Genomic DNA, 14,006 nt, shown 5'->3' with positions numbered 1-14,006 from the left:
GGAGAGGGGGAGAGGGGGAGTTCACTGGTTCTCTGGCTCTGCTTGGGAACCTATATCACTCTTGCTCTGCCTCGACACAGAGTTAGGGAGGCAGAGCCTGCGGATCTGCGTTACCAGGAAGAGCTTGGTAACGAGTAAAACGAGTAAAATATAGGTTCTGTCTAAGTCTCGATCGACTGCGGTAAACTGAGGGATAATCAAAACGCCCTTTGATTGCGGCTCCTCCTAGTTTGATGTGCAACCCTATGTCTACTGTCACTTTTGGTTTATCAACCCCTGCAGCCGCAGAGCCGGGGGCATCCTACGATAGCAACCAAGCGCCCCAGCGCCCCAGCGCGCCAGCAGAGTGGATCGAGGTGTTGGTGGACTCTCCTTTCAGGGGCGCGGGGGACTTGCCGGGGGAGGAAAACAAACTATTTACCTATCGCTTACCAGCCCAATTGAACGTGCAGCCGGGGGATATTTTGAGCGTACCCTTTGGCAGTCAACAGGTAGGGGCGATCGCCATTCGGTTCGTTTCTCAACTGCCAACCGACTTAGATCCGGCGCGGGTGAAAGATGTCGAAGATATTGTCACTACGGGATTTTTTCCGGCTAGTTATTGGCAACTACTAGAACGAGTATCTACTTATTATTGCACGCCATTAATTCAAGTAATTAGAGCTTCGCTACCGCCCGGTTTATTAAGCCGTTCTGTGCGCCGCATTCGCTTAATTAAAGAAGCTATTTCTCCCAATGCCGAAACATTTCTAAATCCCGCTGCTAGTCAAATATTGCAATTGCTGCAAGCTCAAAAAAACGGCGATTACACTTGGAAATATCTTCAGGGACAAGTCAAGGGAAGCTATCGGGGATTGCGAGATTTGTTGAAACGGGGTTGGGTAGAAAGTTATATAGAGCCGCCCAATCCTCCCAAAGCACAATTCAAACCGGCAGTGACATTAATTCCTAGCGCCTTTGTTGTAGATTTAACCAAGCGACAACAAGAAGTATTAGAAGTTTTGCGGCTGGGCGGCGGTGAAATGTGGATGAACGATTTGCTGAGAATTTGCAGTACGAGTTCCTACGTTGTCAAAAAATTGGCAGAAAAAGGCTGTATTGTGATCGATCAAAGGGAAGTGCTCAGGGCCGATCGCGCAATTGCTCAATTACCCGATGCGCCGAAAAATTTAACTCATTTTCAAGCTGAAGCTTTAGCGTTTATTAACAGTTTTTCGGGATTCCGTCAAGTGCTGCTGCACGGCGTTACAGGTTCCGGGAAGACTGAAGTGTATTTGCAGGCGATCGCCCCAATCCTAGCCAGCGGCAAATCCGCCCTCGTGCTCGTCCCCGAAATCGGGTTGACACCGCAACTTACAGACAGATTCCGCGCCCGTTTTGGCGAGCAAATTTGCGTGTACCACAGCGCCCTATCCGACGGCGAACGTTACGATACATGGCGGCAGATGCTCGCTGGAACCCCGCAAATTGTCATCGGCACGCGATCGGCCATTTTTGCACCATTGCCTCACCTCGGCTTAATTATCCTCGATGAAGAACACGACAGCAGCTTCAAACAAGACCAACCAGCGCCCTGTTACCACGCCCGCACTGTTGCCAAATGGCGCGCGGAATTAGAAAATTGTCCCTTAATTTTAGGTTCTGCAACGCCAGCCTTAGAGACATTAGTGGGGACGCGCCGAGATTATCACTCGTTACCAACTATCCATTATTTATCATTACCAACTCGCATTTATTCCCGCCCGATGCCGCCCGTGGAAGTAGTCGATATGCGGCAAGAATTGCGGCAAGGAAATCGTTCAATTTTCAGCACTTCCCTGCAAAACGCCCTGGAACAATTGCAAGCAAAACAACAGCAAGGTATTCTATTTATTCACCGCCGAGGACACAGTACCTTTGTCTCTTGTCGGAGTTGCGGCTACGTGATGGAATGCCCGAATTGCGATGTTTCGCTTTCCTATCACCACGTCGGCGAAGGAACCGCAGAAATATTGCGCTGTCACTACTGCAACCACACGGAACGACACCCTCAAAACTGTCCAGATTGCAGTTCTCCTTACTTCAAAAACTTCGGCAGTGGCACCCAGCGAGTGGAACAGGAATTAACCAGATTGTTTCCCGAATTGCGGGCGATTCGGTTTGATAGCGATACTACTAGAAATAAGGGCGACCACCGCAGATTGTTAACTCAATTTGCGAAGGGGGAAGCTGATATTTTGTTGGGGACGCAAATGCTGACGAAAGGGTTAGATTTAGCAGGAGTCACGTTGGTAGGAGTTGTGTCTGCTGATGGGTTGCTGAATTTATCGGATTATCGGGCCAGCGAACGGGCTTTTCAAACATTAACTCAAGTGGCGGGCCGTGCGGGGAGAGGTGACGATCCGGGGCGGGTAATTATCCAAACTTACACTCCCGAACATCGGGTAATTCAAGCGGTGAGGCGGCATGAATATGCGGGTTTTGTGGAGACGGAATTAGCAGAAAGGGCGCTGTTGAATTATCCACCTTCGGGGCGGTTGGTTTTGTTGCGGTTGAGTAGTGTTGATGCGGCGGAAGTTGCGGTGACTGCGGTACAGTTGGCGTCTGTTTGTCAACAGTATATCGATCGACTTTCGGTGACTGGCTGCGAGATGTTGGGGCCTGCACCGGCGGCGATTATGCGGGTGGCGAATCGCTATCGGTGGCAGATTTTGCTGAAGTTACCTGTGGATGAGTCTGTGGATTTGTCGGATTTGATCGGGTTGCGCGATTCCCTTCGGGATAGCTTCGCTTCACGCACGCCGCGTTCTGTTAGTCTAACTATTGATGTCGATCCGTTGAATTTTGGTTGATTGGTGGTGAAAAAGATAAGACGGCGGTTGAAACCTGAAGAAAACAACGTAATTTAAACGGCCGGGTATTCAACCCGCGCACCATCCGGGTTTTGTCTGTATAGATGCGGTTTCAACCGCCCGGTCTTCTTTGCAATACCAGTGCGATCGCCCCTTCATCAAAAATACACGATCTCACAATCCTTCCGGGCAGGGTTCACCAACAATCCTTCATTCTCACCAACAATTGAAAAAAACCGTCCGGCCCAACCAACAATTTAAATGTACATTGGATTTATTGCAACCATCTAAATTGTGAATGGTGAACCGCAGATTAACACTGATTAACGCCGATGCAATTGCAGATTTCAATCGTCTTGCAAGTTAATTTTGCTTGAGTTTAACCATAAAGAAGCCGTCCATTTGATATTTGTGCGGCCAAACTTTCACCCATCCTTCGGGTGATGGTTGTACAGGTAAATCAATGGTTGGCGGTTCGATTTGCCAGTGAGGATTGTTGTCTAAGAACGATCGCACAACTTGTTCGTTTTCTAAGGGATGAATCGTGCAAGTTGCATAAACTAATACGCCGCCGGACTTGACAAATTTCGCTGCATTTGCTAATAATTCTGATTGCAGTTGGGATTGTTGTTGAATGTTTTCAGGTGTGTGCCGCCAGCGGGCGTCGGCGCGGCGGTGGAGGGTTCCGAGGCCGGAACAAGGTGCGTCTAATAACACTCTGTCTGCTAGGTTGATAAATTCTGGGAATTGGCGGCTGTCTCCGGTATGAATTTTGATAGATTTCATCTGGAGTCTGTCTGCATTTTCTTTAAGTTTTTTGAGTCTGCTGGCGGTTTTGTCGCAGGCGTAAATAGTGCCTGTATCCTGCATTAATTCGGCGCTGTGGGTGGTTTTCCCTCCTGGGGCCGCGCAGGCATCGATGATGATTTCTCCAGGCTGTGGATCGAGTAAATGGGTGACTAATTGAGCGCTGCTGTCTTGGATTGTCCACCAACCTTCTCTATATCCGGGGAGGTTTTTAATTGCGCCGGTGCTGCTATTTAGTCTTAATGCTTGGGGTAAGTTGGGGATTCTGCTAGTTGAGATGTTGCAGGCTGTGAAGGCGGTTTCGATTTGGGCGATCGAGCTTTTTAAGGGATTTATTCTTAGGTCAATTTTGGGGGATTTGTTGAACCATTCACAGAGTTGTTCGGTTTCGTTTTCGCCTATTTGTTCGATCCACAATTTGACAATCCAGTCGGGGAAGCTGTGCAGAATTCCTAGGCGTTCGATTTGATTTTCCGGTAATGTTAGGAAATTCAAACTCCCCCTAGCCCCTTCTTGGTAAGGGGGGGGATTTGATGTGGTTTCAGTCTCTGGTTGCTGAGGGGAATTCGGAGCACTCTTAGCCCCTTCTTCTAGGGGTAATGGATGGTGCGTGCGGGCCCCGCTTGGGGGGGTTAAACGGATGTATTGTCGCAGCAAACCGTTGACAAAACTGCTGAGTCCTGAAAATCCGTTTTCTTTTGCTAGTTGAACGGTGGTGTTGACGGCGGCGGAGGGGGGGATGTGGTTGAGATATTGCAGTTGATATAAGCCTAAATGTAGGATGGTGCGGATGTCTGGCGGTTGTTGGGAGGATTTTTTTGTTGCTAGTTTGTCGATGATAAAGTCGATCGACCGCATTCTCCTGACGCTACCGTAAACTAATTCTGTGACTAAACGCCGATCGAGGTCGTTGAGTTGAGAATTGCCTAAAGTGCGATCGAGGGCGGCATCTGCAAACGCACCTCGGCGGTGGACTTCGCGGAGTGCGAGAAAGGCTATTTGGCGCGGATTTTGCATGGCTGGTTGGTTGATATGTCAAGTTATTATAGGTTGTCTGAGGATTGAAAGCGTTGTTTTCACAAGATAAAACGAGGTTGATGTTAAGTGTATAATGTAAATAACTGCTTATTTATTTGACTATTTCGAGTTTCTATACCTGTAGTAAAAGGTGATTTCTGATGACTCAAATATCTGTAAAAAGTACAAGAAATATTGAGCAACCAACTCCTGCTGATGACGATGCGAGTATTCTGCCGCTGGAAAATGGCGATCGGCTTTCACGACCTGAATTTCACGATCGCTATCTCGCCATGCCGCAGGTCAAGAAAGCCGAATTAATTGAAGGAATTGTGTATATGCCATCCCCAGTACGTCACAGAAGCCACGGTAAACCCCATGCTGCGATTACCGGATTGTTGTTGAATTACCAAGTGGCAACACCAGGGGTAGATTTAGGGATTGAAACTACTGTATTTTTAGATTTAGAAAATGAACCGCAGCCCGACGCTTTGCTGCGAATTGAGAATGGAGGAAATTCGCGAATTACTGATAATGATTACGTGCAAGGTGCGCCAGAATTGATTGTAGAAATAGCTGCAAGTACAGCATCTAAGGATTTGCACGATAAGAAAAATGCTTATCGGCGAAATGGGGTGCAGGAGTATATGGTTTGGCAGATTAACAAACAACGTTTGCATTGGTTTAGGTTGGAAAAAGGCAACTATATTTCTATCCAACCGGATGATAATGGTGTTATTTGCAGTAGAGTTTTTCCGGGTTTGTGGTTGGCTGTACCGGCTTTGTTGTCGGGAGATTTGGCGCAGGTGATGGCGGTTTTGCAGGAGGGGATTAATTCGCCGGAACACGCGGATTTTGTTGGGATTTTGTCGGGAGAGTCGGGAAAGGGCGATTGAAATCAGTATAGACGTGGTTTCAACCGCCGTCTTGTTTGTTCAAATTTCGTCGGGATTGATGCCCATTTCTCGCAATTTGTCGGAAAGGCGATCGGCTTTTTGCTGTACTAATTCTTTCTCCTGTCGTTCTTGTTCCATTTGTTGCTGTGTCAGTTCCATTTGTCGTTGTGCTGATTCCTGTTGTCTGGACAACTCCACATAAGACAAAAACTTTTTTCCATCAGGCCGATAAATTTCTAAATCTCCCGATGCAGTTTGAAAACGGATCTGCAAACGCGGACTCACCCAACCATCAATTAATTCAATATAGTTGAGTTTTCCATCACTTCGCAGCCAACCCATTAATTCATTATCCTCTGGATTGTAGACATAATATTCTTCTACTCCATAATTCTGATAGAAATTAAACAGCTTAAACAGCGATCCCATTCGGTTTCCCGGTGATAGGATTTCAAAGACAACTTGCGGGGCGATATTGTCTTCCAGCCACTGTTGGTAGGAACCTCTGTAACCTTTCGGTCTGCCAAACACTACCATCGTATCAGGTGCTTGGCGAGTTTTGTTATCTCCTTCGACTGGATACCACAGCAAGTCACCTGCTACAAAAATATTTTCGTCTTCTTTGTATAGGGCATCTATTCCGCCTTGAATGGTGACAATTAGTTCAAACTGTTTAGTGTTGTCAGACATGGGTTTGCCGTCGCTGTCTGGGTAGATGATTTCGGCTGAGGTTTTTGTGGGAATTGTTGCCGTCATGGGGATGAGTCCTTTGCTAGTATCATCAATTTCTATTTTACGCTAAAGGCCGAGAAACCGGGTTTTTCGGAAAATAGTTCATTATAACTCACAGATTAGGTAAAAACCCGGTTTCTTTGTCGGAGTGCATAAGTCTGCTAGGGGTTTAAACCTCTGGCGATTTTTAGGGTTAAGTTGACACCAACGGTTCTAATCGGTTCCCTACTCTATCGCACTATTCCTATTACCTGCAATCTACATATTCTCCGATATTTTCAGCGGGTAACTGATGCCGAAATAGTTAAATTTACCTTCTTTTAACCTGTCCCCGCTGCCGATCGATCTTTGCCACAGCAGCACCCGCAACATCCGCCAAAATGCTCACTATCCGATACAACGCCACCGCACTCAAGATTATAGCCACAGAAAAGCGATCGGACAGCAGGGCGATCGCCGTTGCTTCAAATACTCCCATCCCTCCGGGCGCACCCGGTACAACTAAACCCACAACAAACGCAAAACAAAAAGCACCGAACAAGTTCGGAATATCAATCAAATTCACCGGATTTAAAGCCATTACCGTTAGCAAAAAACCGCAGCCCCGCAATCCGATAAAACACATTTGTCCGATTAACGGCACTAAAGGATAACGTTTAATTGGTAAATTAATTTTCCGGGAAGACTTGACACCAGATGTATTTTTAGCTAGATTGGAGCTAGACCCAAAACGCCAAGTTGGTCGATCGCCCGCAACCTCCCCAATCTCCTCCCCAATCTCCTCCCCAATCTCCTCCCCAATTTCCTCCCCAATCTCAGAATTTTCCCCGTTCTTCTTAGATAACTTCCACCGCTCCACAAATAGGACGATCGGATTTAAAATTCGGGGCTGAATCGCCGTTAAAATCGCAGCACAACCGAAAATCCGCAAAAAACCGTTGAATTTGTCAAAACAAATCAAACCAATCAGCCCCCCCGCCGAAGCCATCAGCAGCGGTTCCAACAACACGCTGAGAATAGAAACTTTCTGCGAAATACCAGCCTTTTTTGCCTCCGAAATTCGACCCCAAAAATGCCAAATATTCCCCGGCAAATACTTAGCAATATTAGTTTTGAGAAAAATTTGAATCGCCCACCGGACACTTACAACTTGATTGAATTCCCGCAAAATTAACATCCACACCCAGCCGACAAAAATCAGAGACACTAAAGTAATGCCGAGGGCGATCGCCAGCAAGGGAAAACTTTCGGCTCGAATTTGGATGTTCGCAACTTCTCGCCAGTGAGTGAAAAAAGCTTTCGCAATAAATAAAAACGTCCCGCCCAGAATTACATAGCGAACATAAGGCTTTAAACGCGATTTCGCCAGCTTGAAAAAATTCTGAACTCGATGCAAGTGTTGTTTTCCCATTTTCCGATCCTGATTAGTGAATTTGGGATTGTAGATTTCTTAACCACAATTTCATGTTTTATATCTAAAATTTAGATCGATCGTACTTAAGGAGTAAATTTCTATGGCCAGCCCGAGTTCTGACGGTCTTTCCTATCTTCTAGATGATAGTCCCAACAGTTTCGCATTAACTCCGGGCTTTTTGACTCCTTATCCTAACGGACTTTTTGCCCTCGGAGGTAACGATTTGATTGTCGGTTCCTCGGATGCCGATCGCCTCAACGGTAACAGCGGTAACGACAGACTCCTCGGCGGCAGCAATTCCGATACACTCTTCGGCGGTATCGGGAATGACTTGCTCAACGGCGGTACCGGCAATGACTTCTTATTTGGGAATTCTGGCAGCGATACCCTGCAGGGAGGTAGGGGAGATGATGCCCTCTACGGCGGTCGCGATAACGACGTTTTAGTAGGCGATGGGGGCAAAGATACCCTGACAGGGGGTTTGGGCTCCGATACCTTTGTCCTCCGCAGCGACACGGCAGTCTCCGATCCCGCAGCCGCTGACATCATTACAGACTTTAACAGTTTTGTGGATGCGATCGGGCTGACTGACAATCTTACCGAAGCTGACTTGATTCTCGAAGAAATCGCGATCGGCCCCGGCATTTCCAATACATTAATTAAAATTCGCCAATCCAATGCTATTTTAGGCTTGGTAGCCAACGCATCTCCACAAGACCTCGCCGATAAATTCATCTCTGCAAGCACCCTATTAGGAAACCAACTCAGCCAAGCCCGCGATTTAGGCGTTTTGGACAGCACTCAAACCATCACCGACTCAGTTAGCAGCACTCAACCAGACGACATTTACCGCTTTACTTTGCCCGCAACTAGCGACTTTAAATTAACAGTCAACAATTTCACCGGCGATGTTGGCGTTGCGCTGATTAAAGATATTAATGGTGACAATTCTATTGACTTTACCGATATTATTGCTGCTTCTCAAGAACCTGGTTTATCGCCGGAGTCAATCGACCTCAAAAATTTGGCAGCAGGAACTTACTTTATCCGAGTTTCTCAATACCAAGGCAATACAAACTTTACCCTAAATCTGTCTGCAACCCCTCCAACTATTTCTGATAACAATCCAAGCAACGTGCCTGGTTTTGACAGTCGTTTCGGCTTCGGTTTGGTGAATGCGGCGGCAGCAGTTGCTAAGGCTGCGGGTGTTCCAACTTTTCCTGACGTTCCCGACTTGGGCGGCGACGAGTGGGGTCGAGATTTAATCAAAGCTCCAGAAGTTTGGGCGCAAGGCTTGACTGGAGACGGCATTGTAGTAGCAGTTATCGACAGCGGAATTGACTACAATCACCCGGATTTGACCGGGAATGTTTGGAGCAATCCGGGGGAAAGCGGCGTTGATGCGGGTGGTCGCAATAAAGCTAGCAACGGCGTTGATGATGATGGCAATGGCTTTGTGGACGATTTCCGGGGATGGGATTTTGTCAACGGCGATAATGACCCGATGGATGATAACAGTCACGGCACTCATATCTCCGGTTTAGTTGCTGCGAAAAAAGATGGAGTGGGAATTACTGGAACGGCTCCGACTGCGAAAATTATGCCTTTAAAAATACTCGATAGCGCCGGAGTGGGGACAATTAACGATGAAATTGAGGCGATTTATTATGCGGTAGCAAATGGAGCGAAAGTGATTAATGTGAGTTTGGGTGGCCAACAGTTGAACGATCGAGAATTGACTGCAATTCAAGCCGCCGAAGCTCGCGGCATACTCGTAGTTTCAGCAGCGGGAAATGATGATCGCCCGGAGGTAGATTATCCGGCTCGGTTTGCCAACGAGGTAGGAATTGCTGTCGGTGGTGTTAGCCGCAACGGCTTATTTGCCGATTTTTCTAACCGGGCGGGATCGGAACTAATTAATTACTTTGTTGCTCCGGGTGGTGATGGCGGCAGGGCAGATTCTGGTGACGTTTATTCAACTGTACCGCTTTCTGAACCGGGGATTCCCTATCGATATTTTGCGGGTACTTCAATGGGAGTGCCGCACGTAGCTGGGGTGATAGCTTTGATGTTGCAGGCAAATCCGAGTCTGACTCCTGCTCAAATTAAGCAGATTCTGGCGGAAACTGCCAATCGATCGGTTTAAATTCGATCCGGTTTGTAGTCAGGACTTTAGTTTTTCCTCATCGCAATCTAAAGAAGGACTTTAGAAATGAAAATTTAATAACTTAAGCGACTGCTCGTTACCAGGCTCTGCCTGGTAATGCAGATAGGCGAGGCTCTGCCTCCTTTGAAGAAAGCAACTTACACGAGAGAGGACTGTAGGAGGTTTTTAAGTTATTAAGTTTTCGATCCTTAGTCCTAATTTTGTATAGTTGCAGCGTCCACCACCAAGTCCGATCCTTAATAATTGGCGGCGTAAATCAAGTCAAATTTGCGGCACAGAGTGATGCAGCAGTGATTTGGTCGATCGAATACTAAATCGTATTTCATCTCGCCCTCAATTTTGGTAATCGGCTGCTTTAAGGGGATGCCGTGAATGTCGTATTGGCGGCGTTCTAAGGCACTCCAGTCGATAATTTTGATGTCGATTTGGTTCTGCAAGTCACTTGCAATCAGAAATAAGTGCATCTTGTCTTCAGCTTTCCCTGTCAAGGGAATTTTGATTAACACTGACTGAGTGACGATCGGTCTTTGGTCGTTGGGATGCTTCTGGGTGTGGCAGCTTTGCAGTTCGATATCATAAGGTTCTACCTTAAATTTCTCTCCGCTGGCGATCGCCGACGAGTGCAAGTCTTTCAGGCACTTTTCTAGATGAGGGATCAGTCCTAACTCTGGATCGCACAGCAGTTTGCGAATATTGGAGGTTTCAGTTACTGTCATTGTAGATTTTTTATGTTATTTTTAGATGCTTAATTTCTAGCTTACCGCGAAAAGCAGCCATATTCTACTCTACTTGCGACATATAGCAATCCTCAATGATTTTCATTTGTACCTGTAGGGACACGGCACTGCCGTGTCCCTACTTTTAGATTATTTCTTGGTAATTTTCCAGAGATTGAGATCGACATTACTAACCGCCGGATTTATTTGATAGTTTTGTTGGCCAATTGCCGATCGCAAATTTGAGGACGGTCTGTATAAAAACAACTCGCTGAAACCGCCGGGAATTGTCGGGGGTTCAGGTTTTTTTCGTGCCAATTCTTGATTTTTGTAGCAAGAAGTATAACAGCGCGGTTCTATTAGCAGTTTGACTTGTGGTTGCAAGCGATAACTCAAAGCCATAATGTATGCGATATTCGCATCGCTGATTATTAAGGGATTGCTGGCAGAATTGACAATCGCCGCTACTTCCAATTCCGCGCGCAGCCAGCCGCTGCCTTTGTTCCACCAACTATCGGCCCCAGAACTAACTCCACCGGATATGATGCCTGCACAAAACAGTGAAACCATAACTATTTTCCACAATCTTTGCTGTTTTAAGTTATCAAATTTGTTGCTAATTTTTGCAGACAGCAGGTAAGCAAATGCTAGCTGAATTCCCACATAACAAGGAACTAAATATCGCGGATTTGCCGATCGCCTGCCGCCTTTAAGTATATCGGGCAAAGCTAAAAATATTGCGGTTGTGGCAATTAATAACAATACCATCAACCACACCCGCTTTGGTGTTTGCCGGCACAGAAAATAAATCGCATAGCCGACTAAAGCTAGAATCGCGATACCAGCGGGAATTATCAAGGCTAGTTGTGTGGCGCTGGCACTTCCATCAATGCCAATATCAAAAAATGCTATGCTGAGGGAGCCCGCCCACCTGCTAACTAATCTTAAGAGATTTGTCTGTTCTGCCCATACTGTTGTGCTTCTAATTTGATTTAAATTTTCTACAGTATTTACGAGGGTAGGCATGAAGCCGATTAAAGCAATTAAAGCTGCTACATAATAGGCAATAAATGTTTTAATATCGCGCCAGTTGGCAATCAAGGCGACGTAGATTGCATGGGCGGCGGCGACGCAGACAAATAACAAGTGGGTGTAAAATCCCATTGCTGCTGTGACTGCGTAAAGCGCCCAGTGAGAAACCAGCCAAATTGGATTTTGATTTGCTTCGGGGCGCATTGCTCGCAGCAAGGCCGCACTCGATAAAATAGTAGTTAATGTCCACAAACTGTACTGTCTGGCTTCTTGGGCAAATAAGATGTGGTAGGGAGAAATCGCGAAAATTGCGATCGCCATCCAAGCCACAGCAGAGGATTCAAATAACTCCCAAGCCAGCCAATAAATGGCGGGAAATACTAGCAAGCTAATCACCGCGGCCAAACTTCTCATTGCTGTAACTGAAGTGCCGAACCATTGCGCCCAAAATCGCGCTAGTACATAATACAGCGGCGGGTGTTGCGGGTCTTCGGTTGCTAAGGAATTCAGGCTATCGCTTAAGGTTTTTTCGGAATTTACCTGCTGGTATTTTTGTAAATCCGAGGGCGAGTTTATTTTATTGTAGGAAATTTCTTTGAGCATTTCCGCTTCCGTGTAGCCGGAAACTCTTAAAGAAGTATAGGTTTCGTCTATCCAATAAAATTTTCCATCGAGATTGACAAATCGAAAGAAAATGCCGATCGCTAATACGGCGATTATCAGAAAACCCAACCATTTTCTAGGTAAATTAAAACGCATTTTTTCAATATTTTTTACTTGGTTCGCAACTTACTCAAAATGGTATGTCCATCTTTTAGAGAATAAATTTTTTCGATTTCATAGGGAGTCTTTTTTTCGATTTCTGCTTTGACTTCAGGGGAAATTCCGTATAGAAATATCTCCTGAAAATTTGGGGGAATTTCCACGGTTTGAGGCGGGAATACGATAAATTTAGTTTGGGGAACCAGCAGGTAACTCAGACTGAGTAAATTAGCGATTGTATCTACACTATACACCCACAAATCTGCAACCAGTAAAGGCCCAGAAGCTGAGTTAACCGTGCGGGCGATCGGGATGTTAATATAAGAACGGTCTTTATTCCACCAAGTGTCTGCCGGCAAATAGATGCAGCAAGAGATAATCCCAACAGATAGCACAGCAGCAAAAGCCAGCCTCCACAGCTTTTGCAACTGCACTGTAACTTGAGGAGATGTGATTTTGGAAGCAAAAAGATAGGCAACAGCTATTTGCATTCCTAGATAACAGGGAATCATGTAGCGCGTGTTGAGCGATCGAATTCCGCCAAAAATTATATCTGCGGGTAAAAAAATCACGACTATCACGCAGGTTAATGTCATAACAAACAACCAAACACGCTGTTCTGTATACTTCAGGAGTAAATAAAAAGAATATGCAACAATTATTAAAGTCAAAAGTAGGAGCAATCTTGAATATAATCGCGGTACATTGGAGTCTATTCCTAGATCGAAAAATTGCTTAGCAATGTTATACACCCAATTGACAGCTAAGTCTGGAAGGGGAATCTTTAAAGACTGCCAAGATGTTTTTTGATTTACATTTTGGGAGTTGATTATAAAAACTAAAATCCAAGGAGAAAAAGCAATAATTCCGGTTATCGATGCTAGTAAATAGCCAATTATATTTTTTTTAAATCGCAGTATTTCCGAGATGGCTACATATATTCCATGTCCTAGTGCTACCAGTGCAAATAATAGGTGAGAATAAAATCCCAGTGCTACTGTTAGGGCATAAATTGCCCAACTACTGTTAGTTTTTAGACGCATTGCCCGCAGCAAAGCAGCGCCCGACAGCAAAATTACTAAGACAAATAAACTGTAAGGTCGAGCTTCTTGAGCGTAAACTATTTGAAAAGGCGATACAGCTAGTAAAGAAACTCCCAACCAAGCTGTTAGTGATGATTCAAATAATTCTAAGCACAACCAATACATACAAGGCAAGGCCAGCAGGCTAAAAACTGCTGACATACTTCTAGTTACAGCTATTGAATCACCGAACAGTTGCACCCAAAATCTGGTTGTGATAAAATACAGGGGAGCGAGTTGAGGTTCTTCTAATGCTAGACCTTTTACAGTATCGACTACGCTTTTTTCTGAATTAATCCGCTGGTATTTTTGTAAGTATTGAATTTCTCGAATTTTTCCGTCAACTACTTGCTCAATAAACTCTGATTCTGTATAACCGGACATCCGCAAGGAGGTATAAGCTTCATCTATCCAGTATACTTTTCCTCCGAGATTGCCGAAGCGAAAAAATATGCCTAAAAGTAATAAAATGACAATTACAACTCGCAGTCCCTTCGGAGGCAATGCCTGAAAAGGATGCACTTTATTGCTGTTTTTAGTTATTTCCATT

General features: G+C 45.6%; 9 protein-coding genes. 3 read left to right on the top strand and 6 right to left on the bottom strand.

Features of this window, described 5'->3' with window-relative positions:
* The first annotated feature begins 245 nt into the window (after window positions 1-245).
* Window positions 246-2,831: a primosomal protein N' gene (gene priA, locus IQ263_RS13690; RefSeq protein WP_194067908.1), complete on the top strand. Its 2,586-nt coding sequence runs from the start codon at window positions 246-248 to the stop codon at window positions 2,829-2,831.
* Window positions 2,832-3,194: 363 nt separating this feature from the next.
* Here the strand turns inward: priA and IQ263_RS13685 are convergent, their stop codons facing one another.
* Window positions 3,195-4,655 carry a 16S rRNA (cytosine(967)-C(5))-methyltransferase gene (locus IQ263_RS13685; RefSeq protein WP_194067907.1) on the bottom strand — a complete coding sequence of 487 codons (1,461 nt, stop codon included), beginning with the start codon at window positions 4,653-4,655 and terminating at the stop codon, window positions 3,195-3,197.
* Window positions 4,656-4,816: 161 nt separating this feature from the next.
* On the opposite strand from IQ263_RS13685, the gene IQ263_RS13680 reads away from it, so the two are divergent.
* Complete coding sequence (locus tag IQ263_RS13680; protein ID WP_194067906.1) at window positions 4,817-5,551, top strand: Uma2 family endonuclease; 735 nt, start codon at window positions 4,817-4,819, stop codon at window positions 5,549-5,551.
* A 39-nt stretch (window positions 5,552-5,590) separates the two neighbouring features.
* Here the strand turns inward: IQ263_RS13680 and IQ263_RS13675 are convergent, their stop codons facing one another.
* Both IQ263_RS13675 and IQ263_RS13670 read right to left on the bottom strand, forming a co-directional pair.
* Window positions 5,591-6,307, bottom strand: a complete 717-nt coding sequence (locus IQ263_RS13675; protein ID WP_194067905.1) for a Uma2 family endonuclease — start codon at window positions 6,305-6,307, stop codon at window positions 5,591-5,593.
* A gap of 286 nt (window positions 6,308-6,593) precedes the next feature.
* Window positions 6,594-7,694: a putative bifunctional lysylphosphatidylglycerol flippase/synthetase gene (locus IQ263_RS13670; RefSeq protein WP_194067904.1), complete on the bottom strand. Its 1,101-nt coding sequence runs from the start codon at window positions 7,692-7,694 to the stop codon at window positions 6,594-6,596.
* 103 nt (window positions 7,695-7,797) lie between these two features.
* Between IQ263_RS13670 and IQ263_RS13665 the strand changes: the two genes are divergently transcribed.
* On the top strand, window positions 7,798-9,843 hold the full coding sequence (locus tag IQ263_RS13665; RefSeq protein ID WP_194067903.1) for a S8 family serine peptidase: 2,046 nt from the start codon (window positions 7,798-7,800) through the stop codon (window positions 9,841-9,843).
* 257 nt (window positions 9,844-10,100) lie between these two features.
* Here IQ263_RS13665 and IQ263_RS13660 read toward each other — a convergent pair whose 3' ends face one another.
* From IQ263_RS13660 to IQ263_RS13650, 3 genes are all read right to left on the bottom strand, one after another.
* On the bottom strand, window positions 10,101-10,580 hold the full coding sequence (locus IQ263_RS13660) for a hypothetical protein (protein ID WP_194067902.1): 480 nt from the start codon (window positions 10,578-10,580) through the stop codon (window positions 10,101-10,103).
* A 150-nt stretch (window positions 10,581-10,730) separates the two neighbouring features.
* Entirely contained in the window at window positions 10,731-12,371 is a 1,641-nt protein-coding gene (locus IQ263_RS13655) for a glycosyltransferase family 39 protein (RefSeq protein WP_194067901.1), read from the bottom strand.
* Between the two features lie 14 nt (window positions 12,372-12,385).
* Complete coding sequence (locus tag IQ263_RS13650) at window positions 12,386-14,005, bottom strand: glycosyltransferase family 39 protein (RefSeq protein ID WP_194067900.1); 1,620 nt, start codon at window positions 14,003-14,005, stop codon at window positions 12,386-12,388.
* Window position 14,006 lies beyond the last annotated feature (1 nt).

The sequence above is a fragment of the Tychonema sp. LEGE 06208 genome (genome assembly GCF_015207505.1).
Lineage (GTDB): Bacteria > Cyanobacteriota > Cyanobacteriia > Cyanobacteriales > Microcoleaceae > Microcoleus.
The sequence above is the reverse complement of the archived record's forward strand: the minus strand, read 5'-3'. Positions and strand labels throughout refer to the sequence as shown.